General features: G+C 70.3%; 18 protein-coding genes. 1 reads left to right on the forward strand and 17 read right to left on the reverse strand.

Annotated features, from left to right (window positions below):
- Nucleotides 1-49: 49 nt before the first annotated feature.
- Nucleotides 50-385 carry a hypothetical protein gene (locus tag OG218_RS05710; RefSeq protein ID WP_328292236.1) on the forward strand — a complete coding sequence of 112 codons (336 nt, stop codon included), beginning with the start codon at nucleotides 50-52 and terminating at the stop codon, nucleotides 383-385.
- A 4-nt stretch (nucleotides 386-389) separates the two neighbouring features.
- On the opposite strand, the gene OG218_RS05715 is transcribed toward OG218_RS05710, so the two are convergent.
- The 17 genes from OG218_RS05715 to prfA all read right to left on the reverse strand — a co-directional run bounded on the left by OG218_RS05715 (nucleotide 390) and on the right by prfA (nucleotide 14,343).
- A complete protein-coding gene (locus OG218_RS05715) occupies nucleotides 390-830 on the reverse strand; it encodes a DUF2550 domain-containing protein (protein ID WP_328292237.1) in 441 nt (146 codons plus the stop codon).
- A 19-nt stretch (nucleotides 831-849) separates the two neighbouring features.
- The gene (locus OG218_RS05720) at nucleotides 850-1,119 is read right to left on the reverse strand and encodes a F0F1 ATP synthase subunit epsilon (protein ID WP_328292238.1); all 270 of its coding nucleotides are present in this window, start codon (nucleotides 1,117-1,119) and stop codon (nucleotides 850-852) included.
- A gap of 2 nt (nucleotides 1,120-1,121) precedes the next feature.
- Complete coding sequence (gene atpD / locus OG218_RS05725) at nucleotides 1,122-2,579, reverse strand: F0F1 ATP synthase subunit beta (RefSeq protein WP_328292239.1); 1,458 nt, start codon at nucleotides 2,577-2,579, stop codon at nucleotides 1,122-1,124.
- A 65-nt stretch (nucleotides 2,580-2,644) separates the two neighbouring features.
- Nucleotides 2,645-3,553 (reverse strand): F0F1 ATP synthase subunit gamma, encoded by a 909-nt coding sequence (locus OG218_RS05730; RefSeq protein WP_328292240.1) that lies wholly within the window; start codon nucleotides 3,551-3,553, stop codon nucleotides 2,645-2,647.
- A gap of 69 nt (nucleotides 3,554-3,622) precedes the next feature.
- Nucleotides 3,623-5,260, reverse strand: a complete 1,638-nt coding sequence (atpA, locus tag OG218_RS05735; protein ID WP_328292241.1) for a F0F1 ATP synthase subunit alpha — start codon at nucleotides 5,258-5,260, stop codon at nucleotides 3,623-3,625.
- Between the two features lie 110 nt (nucleotides 5,261-5,370).
- The gene (locus OG218_RS05740) at nucleotides 5,371-6,201 is read right to left on the reverse strand and encodes a F0F1 ATP synthase subunit delta (protein ID WP_328292242.1); all 831 of its coding nucleotides are present in this window, start codon (nucleotides 6,199-6,201) and stop codon (nucleotides 5,371-5,373) included.
- Entirely contained in the window at nucleotides 6,198-6,764 is a 567-nt protein-coding gene (locus OG218_RS05745; RefSeq protein WP_328292243.1) for a F0F1 ATP synthase subunit B, read from the reverse strand. Before OG218_RS05745 ends, OG218_RS05740 begins: the two co-directional genes overlap by 4 nt.
- 47 nt (nucleotides 6,765-6,811) lie before the next feature.
- Entirely contained in the window at nucleotides 6,812-7,018 is a 207-nt protein-coding gene (atpE, locus tag OG218_RS05750; RefSeq protein WP_328292244.1) for an ATP synthase F0 subunit C, read from the reverse strand.
- Between the two features lie 64 nt (nucleotides 7,019-7,082).
- Nucleotides 7,083-7,871 carry a F0F1 ATP synthase subunit A gene (gene atpB / locus OG218_RS05755; RefSeq protein ID WP_328292245.1) on the reverse strand — a complete coding sequence of 263 codons (789 nt, stop codon included), beginning with the start codon at nucleotides 7,869-7,871 and terminating at the stop codon, nucleotides 7,083-7,085.
- Between the two features lie 88 nt (nucleotides 7,872-7,959).
- Nucleotides 7,960-8,163 carry a hypothetical protein gene (locus OG218_RS05760; RefSeq protein ID WP_328292246.1) on the reverse strand — a complete coding sequence of 68 codons (204 nt, stop codon included), beginning with the start codon at nucleotides 8,161-8,163 and terminating at the stop codon, nucleotides 7,960-7,962.
- A gap of 32 nt (nucleotides 8,164-8,195) precedes the next feature.
- A complete protein-coding gene (locus tag OG218_RS05765; RefSeq protein WP_328292247.1) occupies nucleotides 8,196-8,633 on the reverse strand; it encodes a hypothetical protein in 438 nt (145 codons plus the stop codon).
- A 146-nt stretch (nucleotides 8,634-8,779) separates the two neighbouring features.
- The gene (locus tag OG218_RS05770; protein WP_328292248.1) at nucleotides 8,780-9,964 is read right to left on the reverse strand and encodes an MraY family glycosyltransferase; all 1,185 of its coding nucleotides are present in this window, start codon (nucleotides 9,962-9,964) and stop codon (nucleotides 8,780-8,782) included.
- The gene (locus OG218_RS05775; RefSeq protein ID WP_328292249.1) at nucleotides 9,961-10,695 is read right to left on the reverse strand and encodes an L-threonylcarbamoyladenylate synthase; all 735 of its coding nucleotides are present in this window, start codon (nucleotides 10,693-10,695) and stop codon (nucleotides 9,961-9,963) included. The genes OG218_RS05770 and OG218_RS05775 overlap by 4 nt, the downstream gene beginning before the upstream one ends.
- A gap of 67 nt (nucleotides 10,696-10,762) precedes the next feature.
- Nucleotides 10,763-11,623: a peptide chain release factor N(5)-glutamine methyltransferase gene (gene prmC, locus OG218_RS05780; protein WP_328292250.1), complete on the reverse strand. Its 861-nt coding sequence runs from the start codon at nucleotides 11,621-11,623 to the stop codon at nucleotides 10,763-10,765.
- A 20-nt stretch (nucleotides 11,624-11,643) separates the two neighbouring features.
- Complete coding sequence (locus OG218_RS05785; protein ID WP_328292251.1) at nucleotides 11,644-12,720, reverse strand: serine hydrolase domain-containing protein; 1,077 nt, start codon at nucleotides 12,718-12,720, stop codon at nucleotides 11,644-11,646.
- 4 nt (nucleotides 12,721-12,724) lie between these two features.
- The gene (locus tag OG218_RS05790) at nucleotides 12,725-13,210 is read right to left on the reverse strand and encodes an ArsR/SmtB family transcription factor (protein ID WP_328292252.1); all 486 of its coding nucleotides are present in this window, start codon (nucleotides 13,208-13,210) and stop codon (nucleotides 12,725-12,727) included.
- Nucleotides 13,211-13,275: 65 nt separating this feature from the next.
- On the reverse strand, nucleotides 13,276-14,343 hold the full coding sequence (prfA, locus tag OG218_RS05795) for a peptide chain release factor 1 (RefSeq protein ID WP_328292253.1): 1,068 nt from the start codon (nucleotides 14,341-14,343) through the stop codon (nucleotides 13,276-13,278).
- Nucleotides 14,344-14,404: the final 61 nt, after the last annotated feature.

The following is a 14,404-nucleotide window of genomic DNA, read 5'->3' on the forward strand; positions in this document are numbered from 1 at the left end:
GGGCGCACGGCGGGACCCCGGCGCTGGACACGACGGGGATGATGGGGGGGTGAACTTGACCAGCTACCACTACGCCCTCGGGCCGAGCGTCGCCCTGGTCGTCGTCGGGGTGCTGGTGCTGCTGCTGCGGTGGACGTTCTCGCACGGCCGTTCGCTCGTCGAACGTCGTCCCCAACAGGGCGCCAGCGACGACTACGGCCTGCTCGAGGTGGTCTCCTCCCCCGGCACCTTCGTCGAGGCCGAGGTGCAGCGCCGCACCCTCGTGGACGCCGGGATCCGGGCGACGCTCGCCCCCACGACCGAGGGGCCGCGGGTCATGGTGTTCCCGAACGAGGCGGGGTTGGCGCGCCAGATCCTCAAGGGTCCGCGCACTGGCGAGCGGTAGCGCCCTAGGCGACGTTCACGCCTTGCCCGGGTGGGGCGGACTCCAGCCAGGACGCGAAGCCGGTGTAGGCGTCGTGCGACATCGCGAGTTCGATCTCCACGCCTTCGTGGCGGCACTCGACGACCATCGCGCCGGGTTGCACGGCGATCAGCTCGGAACCTTCGGCCTCGCGGAAGAGGGTCACGCCGAGCGCCCGTCGTGCGTAGGTGCACGACGGGCGCGGGGACAACGAGAACGTGCGGTACCAGTCGAGACGGTCGGTCTCGTACCGCGCCACACCCAGGGCCCACCGACGGTGGGAACCCCTGGGCTGGCGGATGGAGCAGTCGAAGGTGCCGAGCCGCGACGTCAGCCGACGCCGCCGCAGGACGACCGCGACGAGGACGACCAGGAGGAGGACGGCACAGGCTCCTGCGATCTCCAGGGAGAGCAGGAACTCGTGCACGCGTCGTCCTCGGTCGTTCTCAGCGCGTTCCGGCGCCGACCTCGACGGATTCGGCGACGATCGTCACCTTGTCGTGGTCGACCGAGAAGAACCCGCCGCTGACGGTGGCGGTAATCCCCTCCGAGCCCGAGCCGGTGATGGCCACGTCGCCGGGGGCGAGGATGGCCAGCAACGGCTCGTGGCCGCCCATGATGCCGATCTCACCCTCGGCCGTGCGGGCGCGGACCAGCGAGGCCTCGCCCGACCACACGGAGCGGTCGGCGGCCACCAGTTCGACCTGCAGCGCCACGGTCAGTTCTCCTTCTGGATCTGAGCCCACTTGCGCTCGACGTCCTCGAGGCCACCGACGTTGAAGAAGGCCTGCTCGGCGACGTGGTCGAACTCGCCGTCCGCGATGCGCTTGAAGCTCTCGACGGTGTCCTTCAGCGGAACCGTCGAACCCTCGACGCCGGTGAACTTCTCGGCCATGTAGGTGTTCTGGGAGAGGAACTGCTGGACGCGGCGAGCACGGCTCACCGTCAGCTTGTCCTCCTCCGACAGCTCGTCGACACCGAGGATGGCGATGATGTCCTGGAGTTCCTTGTTGCGCTGCAGGATCTGCTTCACGCGCACCGCGGTGTCGTAGTGGTCCCTCGAGATGTAGAGCGGGTCCAGGATGCGCGACGTGGAGGTCAGCGGGTCCACGGCCGGGTACAGACCGCGCGACGCGATCTCGCGGGAGAGCTCGGTCGTGGCGTCGAGGTGCGCGAACGTCGTGGCCGGCGCCGGGTCGGTGTAGTCGTCGGCGGGGACGTAGATCGCCTGCAGCGAGGTGATCGAGTGACCGCGGGTCGAGGTGATGCGCTCCTGGAGGGTGCCCATCTCGTCGGCCAGCGTCGGCTGGTAGCCCACGGCGGAGGGCATGCGGCCCAGCAGGGTCGACACCTCCGAACCCGCCTGGGTGAACCGGAAGATGTTGTCGATGAAGAGCAGCACGTCCTGGTTCTGCACGTCGCGGAAGTACTCCGCCATCGTCAGGGCGGACAGGGCCACGCGCAGACGCGTGCCCGGCGGCTCGTCCATCTGGCCGAACACGAGGGCCGTCTTGTCGAAGACGCCGGCCTCGGCCATCTCGCCGATGAGGTCGTTGCCCTCACGGGTGCGCTCGCCGACACCGGCGAACACCGACACACCACCGTGGTTCTGGGCGACGCGCTGGATCATCTCCTGGATGAGGACGGTCTTGCCGACGCCCGCACCACCGAAGAGGCCGATCTTCCCGCCCTGGACGTAGGGGGTGAGGAGGTCGATGACCTTGATGCCGGTCTCGAACATCGTGGTCTTGGACTCGAGCTGGTCGAAGGCCGGAGCTTTGCGGTGGATCGGCCAGCGCTCGGTGACCTCGAGCTTCTCGCCCTCTTCGAGGTTGAGGCACTCGCCGATGGCGTTGAACACGTGGCCCAGGGTCACGTTGCCGACGGGCACCGAGATCGGGGCGCCGGTGTCGACGACGGCCGCACCGCGGACCATGCCGTCGGTGGGCTTGAGCGAGATGGCCCGGACCATGTTGTCGCCGAGGTGGGAGGCCACCTCGAGCGTCACGGTCTGGGTCTCACCCCCGATGGTCACCTGGGTGGTGAGGGCGTTGTTCTGCTCGGGCATCGTGTCGGCCGAGAACTCGACGTCGACGACGGGGCCGATGACTCGGGCGATGCGACCTGTCGCACCCTTGCTGGTGCTGCTCGGCGCTTCGTTGACGGTGGCGGTCATGTCGCTCCTCGGGCTTCCTTCGTCGCGTGAGTTCTGGCTGGAGTGGGTGGGGGCAGAGCGCGAGGTCAGGCGCGCGAGCCGGAGGAGGCCAACGCGTCGGCGCCGCCGACGATCTCGCTGATCTCCTGGGTGATGTCGGCCTGACGGGCGTTGTTGGCCAGCCGGGTCAACTTCTTGATGAGCTCGTCCGCGTTGTCCGTCGCGCTCTTCATGGCCCGCTGACGACCGGCGAGCTCGGAGGCCGCGGCCTGCAGGAGGCAGTTGTAGATGCGGCTGTTGACGTACTGCGGGAGCAGGGCGTCCAGGACCGCGTCCGCACTGGGCTCGAACTCGTACAGCGGCTGCAGGTCACCCTCGGCGGGCGCCTCGACACCCTCGACGACCTCCAGCGGCAGGAGCCGGATGACCCGGGGTTCCTGCGTGACCATGCTGACGAAGTGGGTGTAGACGACGTGGATCTCGTCGACGCCGCCGTCGGCGAACTCCTTCGCGAAGTCGGCCACCAGGCGGTCACCGATCTTCTTCGCGTCCTCGTAGCTGGGCGAGTCGGTGAACCCGGCCCAGGCCTCGACGACCGAGCGACGACGGAAGTTGTAGAACGACGCCGCCTTGCGCCCGACGAGGTACGGGGCGATCTCCTTGCCCTCGGCCCGCAGGGCCGCGGTGAGCCGCTCCCCCTCGCGCAGGACGTTGGAGGAGTACGCACCGGCGAGACCGCGGTCGGAGGAGCACACGAGCACCGCCGCGCGCTTCACCTCGGACTTCTCGGTGATCAACGGGTGGTCGAGCGAGGAGTTCGACGCCGCCGCCGACACCGCGCGGGTCAACGCCCGGGCGTAGGGCGTCGACGCGGCGACGTTCGCCCGCGCCTTGATGATGCGCGACGCCGCGATGAGCTCCATCGCGCGGGTGATCTTCTTGGTCGCCTGGACCGAGCGGATCTGCCGCCGGTAGGCCCTCAACTGGCCTGCCATGTCCTGCTCCTCTTCCTTGCTCCGCTCGGTCCCTGCTGGGGTCGTGCTGCGTGATCTGCCAGGAGCGCGTCAGCGCTTCTGGGTGGTGATCCGCTCCTGCGAGATGTCGTCCGCGTCGGTCGCGCCGTGGTCCTCGTCGCCGGGGACGGCCGCGTCCTGCTTGCCCGCGGAGAACTGGGGCTTGAAGGCGTCGACGGCCTTCTTCAGCTCTTCCTTGGCCCCGTCGGAGAACTGCTTCGTCTCGCGGATGCCCTGCATGAGCTCGGCGTGCTGACGCTTGACGTACTCGAGGAACTCGCGCTCGAACCGGGAGACGTCGGACACCTCGACGGAGTCGAGCTGACCGGTGGTGCCGGCCCAGATCGAGACGACCTGCTCCTCGAGGGAGAACGGCGTGTACTGCGGCTGCTTGAGCAGCTCGACGAGACGCGCACCACGGGCGAGCTGGTTGCGCGAGGCCTGGTCGAGGTCGGAGGCGAACATGGCGAACGCCTCCATCGCGCGGAACTGCGCGAGGTCCAGCTTCAGCGTGCCGGAGATGCCCTTGATGGCCTTCGTCTGCGCGGCACCGCCGACGCGCGACACCGAGATGCCGACGTCGATGGCCGGACGCTGGTTCGCGTTGAACAGGTCCGACTGCAGGAAGATCTGACCGTCGGTGATGGAGATGACGTTGGTCGGGATGTACGCCGAGACGTCGTTGCCCTTGGTCTCGATGAACGGCAGACCCGTCATCGACCCGGCACCGAGCTCGTCGGACAACTTCGCACAACGCTCCAGCAGGCGGGAGTGCAGGTAGAAGACGTCACCGGGGTAGGCCTCGCGGCCCGGCGGACGACGCAGCAGCAGCGACACGGCGCGGTAGGCCTCGGCCTGCTTCGACAGGTCGTCGAAGACGATGAGGACGTGCTTGCCGGCGTACATCCAGTGCTGGCCGATGGCCGAACCGGTGTAGGGCGCGAGGTACTTGAAGCCGGCCGGGTCGGACGCGGGGGCCGCGACGATGGTCGTGTACTCCATCGCGCCGGCCTCTTCCAGCGAGCGCTTCACGGAAGCGATCGTGGAGCCCTTCTGGCCGATCGCGACGTAGATGCAGCGGACCTGCTGCTTCGGGTCGCCCGAGGCCCAGTTGGACTTCTGGTTGATGATCGTGTCGATCGCGATCGCGGTCTTGCCGGTCTGGCGGTCACCGATGATCAGCTGACGCTGACCACGGCCGACGGGGATCATGGCGTCGATGGCCTTGATGCCGGTCTGCAGCGGCTCCCGCACTTCCTGGCGCTGGACGACCGAAGGGGCCTGCAGTTCCAGCGCACGGCGCGCCTCGGCCTCGATCGGGCCGAGACCGTCGATCGGGGCACCCAGCGGGTCCACGACGCGGCCCAGGAAGTCGTCACCGACGGGGACGGAGAGGACCTCTCCGGTGCGGTGGACCTCCTGGCCCTCCTCGATGCCGGCGTAGTCGCCCAGGACGACCACACCGATGTCGCGCACGTCGAGGTTCTGGGCCAGGCCCAGGGTCCCGTCGCTGAAGCGCAGCAGTTCGTTCGCCATGACGGAGGGCAGGCCCTCGACGTGGGCGATGCCGTCGCCCGCGTCGGTCACGCGGCCGACTTCCTCACGCGCGGCGGTTCCGGGGTCGTACGACGCCACGAAGGCGTCGAGAGCGTCCCGGATCTCCTCCGGGCGGATGGTCAGCTCGGCCATGGAAGCCCTGCTCTCCTTGTCGGTCGTGCGGTGTCGACCGTGCGGTCGATCGTGCGGTTCTCGAAGTCCATTGTCCCCCGCCTGGAGCGGGAGGGGTGTTCGACGGGTGGTCAGCCGGCCAGGCGGCGACGGGCCTCGTCGAGGCGGGTCGAGATCGACCCGTCGATGACGTCGTCGCCGACGCTCACGCGCAGGCCCCCCACCAGGTGGGGGTCGACGTCGACGTTGATGCGGATCGCCCGGCCGTACTGGCGCGAGAGCGAGGCGGCGAGCCGCTCACGCTGGTTCTCGCTCAGCGAGACGGCCGAGACCACGTGGGCCACGAGCTGCTCGCGACGCCTGGCCACGATCTCGACCCAGTCCTCCAGCAGCCGTTCCGCGCGCAGACCCCGCGGGGAGGTCGCGACCCGACGGGCCAGCTGGACGGTCTCGGGCGAGGCCTTGCCGAGCAGCAACCGCGAGGCCAGCGACGCGCGGTTGGCGTCGGGGGCCGTGCGGTCGGCCAGCGCGTCGCGCAGGCCGGCGTTGCCGGCGATGGTCCGCGAGAACCGGAAGAGCTCGTCCTCCAGCGCGTCCAGGTGCCCCGACTTCTCGGCCTGGGTGACGACCGCGACGACGGCGAGCCGTTCGGTGGCGTCGGACAGGTCGCGACCCGCCGTCCAGCGGGCCGAGGCCAGCGCGACGACGGTCTCGAGAGCAGCCGGGGTGATCCGGCCGGACAGCGTGCGGCGGACGAAGTCCGCCTTGGCCGAACCCTCGCGGGAGGGGTCGGTCAGCGCCCGGCGGAGGCCGACCGAGGAGTCGAGCAGGCTGGTGACGGCGAAGAGGTCCTCACCGGTCTTGCCCGCGTCGGCCCCCTCGGCCGCCAACTGCTGGTCGAGCACCTGCTGCGCGGCGGCGAGGCTCGCCTTCGCGACGCCGGAGTCGAGCTCACCGCTCATCGGGAGGTCACTCCCGACTCGTTGCGCTCGAGGTCGGCCAGGAACCGGTCCACGACGCCGCTCTGACGAGCGGTGTCCTGCAGCGACTCCCCGACGATGCGACCCGCGAGGTCGGTCGCGAGGCGACCGACTTCCGCGCGCAGCTGCGCCGTGGCCTGGACGCGCTCGGCCTCGATGGTCGCGCGCGCCGCGGTGGTGATGCGTTCGGACTCGGCCTGAGCCTGCTCACGCATCTCGGCGAGGATCTGCGCACCCTGCTGGCGCGCCTCCTCACGGATGCGGTTGCCCTCGACGCGGGCGTCGGCGAGCTGAGCCTTGTACTCGGCGAGAGCGGCGGCAGCTTCTTCCTGCGCCCGCTCCGCCTTCTCGACGTTGCCCTCGATGGCGGCACGACGCTCTTCGTACATCGCTTCGAGGCGCGGGACGACCTTCTTGGCGACCACCGCGTAGATGATGATCGCGAAGATGATGCCGACGATCAGCTCACCGAGGTGAGGAAGGATCGGGTACATCGGGTCGCCGGCAACTTCTTCACCAGCCATGGCGAAGCCTGCTACGAGCACGATTCCTCCTTCGGACTAGGACCAGTGAGCGATCGGGATCGAACCGATCACTGGAAGACGAAGGCGAGGGCGATGCCGAAGATGGCGAGCGCTTCCGCGAGGACGAAACCGAGGATGGCGATGCTCTGGAGCATGCCGCGAGCTTCGGGCTGACGCGCAGCGCCGTTGATGTAGGCCGCGAAGATCAGGCCGATGCCGATGCCCGGGCCGATGGCGGAGAGGCCGTAGCCGACGATGGCGAGGGAGCCAGTCATGGTCCTGCGTCTTCCTTTCGTAGCCGGTGCGCACGCCGCGCCCCGGAGGTCTGGGTGGGGCGGGTCAGTGCTCGTCAGCGAGGGCGCTGGCGATGAATGAGGCGGCGAGCATCGTGTAGACGTACGCCTGGAGGAACTCGACGAAGAGTTCGAAGAGGGTGAGGACGAAGGCCATCACGATGGTCGGGATGCCGACGATCTTCAGCCCGATCCCGCCGTCGATGAACATGTACTCCGCGCCGGAGATGAAGAGCACCAGGATGAGGTGGCCGGCGAACATGTTCCCGAAGAGTCGCAGCGTGATCGTCACCGGCTGGATCACGAGGATGGACAGCACCTCGAGGAAGAACACCAGCGGGATGATCGGCTTGGGCAGGCCGTGCGGCACGACGCCGGCGAAGTAGGCGGCGAAGCCCTTCTTGCGGATGCCCACGACGTGGTAAGTCAGGTAGAGCATGATCGTGAGCGCCAGCGGGAAGGCGACGCGCGACATCGTCGGGTACTGGATCGGCGGGATGACGCCGAACAGGTTGTTGACGAGGATGATCGAGAAGAAGGTGAAGAGCAGCGGGACGTACTTGCGGAAGTCCTTGCTGCCGATCCACTCCCGGGCGATCGAGTTCCGCACGAAACCGTAGGCGGCTTCGACGACCATCTGCTTCTTGCCCGGCACGACCGCGAGGCGCTTGGTGCCGGCGAGCAGCAACCAGATGATCAGCACAGCCGACAGCGCGAAGACGATGGCCGGACGCGTGATCGCGAACGGACCGCTCCCGATGAGGGGCTGCCAGAACATCTCTGCGTCGGGCGGGGTGAACCCGCCCTCCGCGGCAGCCAGCATGGGCAGGCTCACGTCAACTCCTCCGTGCGAACTTCATCGTGGGTACGGGGCCGGAGTGCCGGCCGCGTGGCCCCCTGAACAGTGATCGGGCGTCTCGCGGTCAGTGCGTACCGTACCGGAGCCACACGTAGTACAAAGTCAACGCCTTGCCGACGACGAGACCGATCCCCACGATGAAGTGGGTTCCGAGCAGGTGGTCGAGACCCCAACCCGCCATCGCGCCCATGAGCGCACCGGAGATCAGGTACGACGTGATGCTCCAGGCGATCTTCTCGGTGATGCCGTTGCCCGCGTCCGTCGGCATGGCCGACGGAGCATCGGACGGCTTGGCGAGGCTCACTTCTGGACCTCGTCCGTCATGAAGATGGGGATCCGCAGCTTCATGAAGCCGCGGAGTTCGGCGGCCAGCCACACGACCGCCGTGATGATGACGGTGAACCCCAGCGCGGGACCGGAGATCCCGTCGACCCGGGTGAGCAGCAGCATCGCGATCCCGAGCAGGACCACCTTGACCGAGTAGACGACCATCGCGGTCATCATGATCAGCTGGGGCCGCGCCCGCGTGACCTTGGCCATGACCACCAGGCGGGCTCCGAAGAACGCGACGACGATGGCCCCGCCGATCAGCGCGGAGAGCCCCGAGGCGCTTCCCCGCCAGATCCAGGCGACGACGACGCAGACCAGAGCGACCGCACCCGACACCGCGGACGCGCGGCGGAGCAGGATGCCGAAGGCCTCGGCGGCCTGGACTCCTGCGTCGGTGCTGGTGCTCAAAGGTTTCTCTTCCGTCGTCGGCGGGTCGTCCGGTGGGACAGGCTCACTGGCGGCAACCCCGGGATGTTGGTCACGTTCCGGGGAGACTTCGTGAAAGCTATCACGAGCGGAAGGGTCTCCTACGTCACGTCGTGGACCGTCCGGGCTCACGTGCGGGAAGTCTCGGACGTGGGTGCCGCAACGGCACTCTGCGTGGGTTCCTCGTCGCTCACCGTCGGGTTCACAGGGTCCACCGTCCGCCGGTTGCGTCGCCAGTACACGGGCAGGAACGTCAGGGCCAGCACGACGCAGCCGGCCGCGAAGGCCACGGCGAAGGCCTGGGTCAGCGGGAGGAACGCCGAGGAGGCCACCCCGAAGCTCAGGAACGCCGCCCACGAGTACATGACGAGGACGGCGACGCGGTGGGAGTGGCCGAGCTGCAGCAACCGGTGGTGCAGGTGCTTCTTGTCGGGGTGCCAGAACGCCTTGCCCGCCCTCGTGCGGCGGACGACGGCCAGGACCATGTCGCTGAACGGGACCAGCAGGACCGCGATGGGCAGCAGCAACGGGAAGAACGCGGGCGCGATCTTCTCGCTCGCCACGGCCTCGGGATCGACCGTGCTCGTCGCCGCGATGGTCGAACTCGCCATCAGCAGACCGAGCATCATCGACCCGGAGTCGCCCATGAAGATGCGGGCCGGGTGGAAGTTGTGCGGCAGGAAGCCGAGGCACACCCCCACCGTGATCGCCGCGATGAGCGTGGCGAGGGAGGAGAAGTCGTCGGGCGCGCTGCCCCGCTGCAGGGCGTAGGAGTAGCCGAAGAAGGCGATCGAGCCGATCCCGACGATGCCGGCGGCGAGACCGTCCAGACCGTCGACGAAGTTCACCGCGTTCACCGACACGAGCACCACGAGGATCGTGATGATCATCATGGTCCGGCCGGAGAGCAGGGTGACCCCGCCGATCGGCAGCTGCAGCAGGCTCACGCCCTGCCAGCCCATGATCCCGGCGGCGAGCACCTGCCCGGCCAGCTTGGTGACGGCGTCGAGCTGGACGATGTCGTCGGCGACGCCGACGGCACAGACCACCCCGGCGCCGACGAGGACCCACAGCGGTCCGGGGTCGGCGTGGAAGACGCGGGAGAGGAACGGCACCTGGCTCGCCACGACCAGGGCGGCGACCATCCCGAAGAACATCGCCACCCCGCCCATCCGCGGCACGGGCACCGAGTGCACGTCGCGGTCGCGCAGCGGGGTGATCGCGCCGACGCGCTGGGCGAGGCGCCGCACCAGGGGTGTCGTCAGGTACGTGACGGCCGCGGCCACGACGATGACGAGGAGGTAGGCCCTCATCCGCTCGTCTGCGGTGCGCTCGCTCCGGTTCCCTCGGTCTCGAGCTGAGGCTCGGGGTCAGCCTCGGGATCGACGTCGGGCTCGTCGAGCTCGACCCAGCCCTTGGGCACCGCGGCGCGCAGCTCCGCCTCCGAGATCGCCCCGACGCGCAGGACCCGCAGCGGTCCGTCGGAGGCGTCGACGATCGTCGAGGGCGCCCCCTTCGTCGCCGGACCACCGTCGAGGTAGACCCGGACGGACTCCCCCAGCTGCTCGACGGCCTCGGTGACGAGGTTCGCGGCGGGGTGGCCGGAGAGGTTGGCGCTCGAGACGGCCATCGGGCCGGTGCGCTTGAGCAGCTCCAGGGCGACGGGGTGCAGCGGCATCCGCAGCGCGACCGTGCCGTTGGTGTCGCCCAGGTCCCAGCTCAGCGAGGGCTGGGCGCGGCAGACGATGGTGAGGGCACCGGGCCAGAACGCGTCGATCAGCTCGCGGACCGCGAACGGGATGGACGACGCCAGGCCGTCGATGGTCCGGGTCTCGGGCACGAGGACGGGTGGCGGCATGTTGCGTCCACGTCCCTTGGCCTCGAGCAGGCGCTGCACCGCGGCGGGGTTGAACGCGTCGGCGCCGATGCCGTAGACGGTGTCGGTGGGCAGCACGACCACCTCACCGCGCTTCACGGCGTTGTGCGCTGCGGACAGACCGCGCTCTCGGATGACGGGGTCGGCGCAATCGAACGGGGGCCTCACACGCAGGAGTCTCCCACTGTCGGCCACGGGGAGGACGACAGCGGCGGGATCGGCGGGGTGTCGACGCTCAGCGACGACGGGCCGTGGTCGTGCGAGGACGGCCGGTGAGGTCACGGTGGCTGCCGACGTCCTGCCACAGCGACGCCGAGAACATCTCCCGCGCCGAGCGTTCCTGCACCTCGGCGTGCTCGACCACCACGTAGCCCCCGGGCCGCAGCAACCGGGCCGCGGCCGCCACGACCCGGCGCGGGACGAGCAGCCCGTCGTCACCGAGGCCGTAGAGCGCGATCTCCGGGTCGTGGTGCGCCACCTCGGCGTCGACGGGGACCGCACCCGGCGGGACGTAGGGCGGGTTGCTCACGACGACGTCCACCTCGCCGTCGAGGTCGGCGAAGGCGGTGGCGGCGTCGCCTTCGCGCAGGTCCACCCGCGGGGCGAACTCGTCGACGTTGCGCCGCGCCCAGGCGTGCGCCATGGGATCGAGCTCGACGGCGTGCACGGCGCACCGCGGCACCTCCGTCGCGACGGCCAGGGCGATCGCGCCGGACCCGGTGCAGAGGTCGACGACGGTGGGGAACTCCCCCGCCGCCACCAGACGCCTCGTCTCGTCGACGGCGAGCTGGGCGACGGTCTCGGTCTCGGGGCGCGGGACGAACACCCCGGGCCCGACGTGCAGGTCCAGCTCGCGGAACCCGGCGCGGCCCGTGAGGTGCTGCAGCGGAACGCGTTGCTCGCGCTGGTCGAGCAGGTGCTCGAAGGTCCCCGGCTCGACGCTCTCGCGCAGCGCGAGGAGGACCCCGAGGCGGGAGCGGTCGACGCGCAGCGCGTGGGCCAGGAGGACCTCGGCGTCCGCGCGGGCGGACACCACCCCCGCGGTGGCCAGTCGCTGCTCGGCGTCGCGCAGCAGTTCCCTCACGTCGCTCGGCACGTCCCGACCCTACGGGCAGGTCAGACGTCGATCCCGAGCAGTCGGAACGCGGTCGTCTGGGTGTCCACGCCGGCCGACCCGCTGGGCGAGGTGACCGCGACCCAGCGGCTGGAGGCGGGTTCGAGCCAGATCGAGCTCTGCACCCCGTAGGTCGCCCCGTTGTTGCCGAGCAGCGTCCGACCGTCGACCTCCGCCGGGAACCAGCCCCACCCGGCCAACGCAGCCGCGCCGGGCACGTCGCCGGAGACCGCCGCGGCGGCGAGGCGCCCCAGGTCCGCGGCGGTGGAGTAGACGCCGATCCCCGCCGGGACGCTGCCCGTGGAGCTCCAGGGCGTGGTCGCCCGCCCGTCGGCACCCCGCTCCAGCGCCCGACCGGCGGGTAGCGGGTCCGGCGCGGCGACGGTGGCGGTCATCCCCAGCGGCGCGAGGACGCGGTCGGTCAGCAGCTGCGGGTACGGGACACCCGCCCGCACGGCCAGCGCCTGCCCGAGCAGGGCGTACCCGAGGTTGGAGTAGGAGAACTCCCCGCGCGGCGTCCGCAGCCACGTGGAACCGGCGTCGGACAGCAACGACCCGGGGGTGTCCCACTCGTACGGATTTCCGTAGGTGAGGTTCGTGACGAGGCTCCGCAGCTGCGCACGGGTGCTCAGGCGCGGCAGGCCCGACGTGTGGGTGGCGAGTTCGGTCAGGGTCGTGACCGCCAGTTCTCCCGGGAGACCGGGGTAGACCTCCCCCAGCGTCGTCGCCGGGGTCACCTCCCCCCGCTCGACGGCGTCGGCGAACAGCAGACCCGTCATCGACTTCGTGACCGAGCCGATCTCCTGCGGCGTGGTGGCGCTGAGGGGACGACCCGGCGAAGCCTCACCGATCGCTGCCTGCGCCGACGTCGACCCGTCCCCCGCGGCCACGGCGAACCCCTGACCGGGGAGGTCCCCGACGGCGAGCCGCAACCGCCGGGCGAGCGCGGGATCCCCCGTGCTGTCGGCCGTGGGCGTCGGTGGTGTCGCGGGGGTGAAGGCGCTCAGGCCGGCGACGAGCGCCGCCGCGAGGACGACGAGGAGGGTGGGCCTAGGACGGCGTGACACGTTGACGGGCATGGGGTTACCTCAATCCGGCCGTGGCGAGCAGGGTCACGAGCGGGACGACGCGCGCCGGCGGGACGTCGTAGACGCCCCGCCCCGAGGTGGCCAGCCAGCCTTCGGCGACCAGCTGACGCAGGTGGTGGTACAGCTGCCCGGACGTGCCGAGCCCCTCGGAGAGTTCCGCGACGGTGCGTCCGCCGTGCAGCACCCGGTGCAGCAGCTGCAGGCGGACGGGGTGCGCGAGCGCGGACAGCACGGCGACGGCCCCCGTGGGGTCCGCCGCGAGCAGGGAGGAGACCTCGACGGTCTCCTGCCACTCGTAGTGCGCACCCGTGGGCAGCGTGAGGCTGCCGGTGAAGAGGACGTGGGACCGTCCCTCCGCCCGCCGCTTCAGCTCGTGCAGCGCCCAGAACTCGTCGGTCTCGCGCAGGTCCGCCCCGTCGGCCGCCCGGGCCTCCAGGGCCGCGATGCGCTTCTCGAGGACGTCCCACCGTTCGTCGTCCATGCGCACATCCTACGCACTTCCGTACTCAGTTCAAGAGATCCGTAGCCTGAGTGTTCGTGAGGGCGTCAGACGTCGGAGACGGCGAGCTGCGCGGCTTCGTCGGCGTCGATGGCCGACTGGATGACCGGGTCGAGGTCGCCGTCGAGGACGGTGTCGAGGTTGTAGGCCTTGAAGCCCGTCCGGTGGTCGGCGATGCGGTTCTCGCCGTAGTTGTAGGTCCGGATGCGTTCGGAGCGGTCGACGGTGCGGACCTGGGACCGGCGCGCCGCGGAGGCCTCGACGTCGGCGGCCTCCTGGGCCGCGGCGTGCAGGCGGGCCCGCAGGATCCGCATCGCGGACTCCTTGTTCTGCAGCTGCGACTTCTCGTTCTGGCAGCTGGCGACGACCCCCGTCGGCAGGTGCGTGATGCGTACGGCGGAGTCGGTGGTGTTGACGCTCTGCCCACCCGGGCCGGAGGAGCGGAAGACGTCGATGCGCAGGTCGTTGGCGTCGATGGTGACCTCGACCTCCTCGGCCTCCGGCATCACGAGGACCCCGACGGCGGAGGTGTGGACGCGACCCTGGGACTCGGTGAAGGGGACGCGCTGGACGCGGTGGACCCCGCCCTCGTACTTCAGCCGGCGCCAGACCCCCTCGGCCGCCGCGCCGCGGGTCTTCAGCGCCACCGAGACGTCCTTCCACCCCCCGAGGTCGCTGGGGGTGCCGTCGATGACCTCGGTCACCCAACCGTGCTTCTCGGCGTAGCGCAGGTACATCCGCAGCATGTCGGCGGCGAACAGCGCCGACTCCTCCCCACCCTCCCCCGCCTTGATCTCGAGGATCACGTCGCGGGCGTCGTCGGGGTCCTTCGGCAGCAGCAACCGGCGCAGCCGCTCGGCGGCCTCGTCCGCGGCCTCCTGCAGCGCGGGCAGTTCGGCGGCGAAGGCGGCGTCCTCGGCGGCGAGTTCGCGGGCGGCCTCGGCGTCGTCGAGCGCTGCGCGCCAGGTGACGTGCGCCTGCACGACCGCCCCCAGCTCCGCGTAGCGGCGCCCGAGCGTGCGGGCCAGTCCGGCGTCGGCGTGCACGGACGGGTCGGCCAGCCGGCGTTCGAGCTCGGCGTGCTCGTCGAGCAGTGGGATCACGGCTTCGAACACGCAGGAGCTCCAGGGGTCAGGTGCGGACGGGAACGCGACAGCGCCGGCCCCTCCGCGTCTC

The organism is Kineococcus sp. NBC_00420 (assembly GCF_036021035.1).
Classification (GTDB): Bacteria; Actinomycetota; Actinomycetes; order Actinomycetales; family Kineococcaceae; genus Kineococcus.

Excerpts from the sequence above, each read along its gene's own strand:
- OG218_RS05790 (WP_328292252.1), bottom strand. The coding sequence starts at position 13,210 with ATGGACGACGAACGGTGGGACGTCCTCGAGAAGCGCATCGCGGCCCTG.
- OG218_RS05730 (WP_328292240.1), bottom strand. The coding sequence starts at position 3,553 with ATGGCAGGCCAGTTGAGGGCCTACCGGCGGCAGATCCGCTCGGTCCAG.
- OG218_RS05740 (WP_328292242.1), bottom strand. The coding sequence starts at position 6,201 with ATGAGCGGTGAGCTCGACTCCGGCGTCGCGAAGGCGAGCCTCGCCGCC.
- OG218_RS05760 (WP_328292246.1), bottom strand. The coding sequence starts at position 8,163 with ATGCCGACGGACGCGGGCAACGGCATCACCGAGAAGATCGCCTGGAGC.
- OG218_RS05785 (WP_328292251.1), bottom strand. The coding sequence starts at position 12,720 with ATGCCCGTCAACGTGTCACGCCGTCCTAGGCCCACCCTCCTCGTCGTC.
- OG218_RS05770 (WP_328292248.1), bottom strand. The coding sequence starts at position 9,964 with ATGAGGGCCTACCTCCTCGTCATCGTCGTGGCCGCGGCCGTCACGTAC.
- atpE (WP_328292244.1), bottom strand. The coding sequence starts at position 7,018 with ATGACTGGCTCCCTCGCCATCGTCGGCTACGGCCTCTCCGCCATCGGC.
- atpD (WP_328292239.1), bottom strand. The coding sequence starts at position 2,579 with ATGACCGCCACCGTCAACGAAGCGCCGAGCAGCACCAGCAAGGGTGCG.
- atpA (WP_328292241.1), bottom strand. The coding sequence starts at position 5,260 with ATGGCCGAGCTGACCATCCGCCCGGAGGAGATCCGGGACGCTCTCGAC.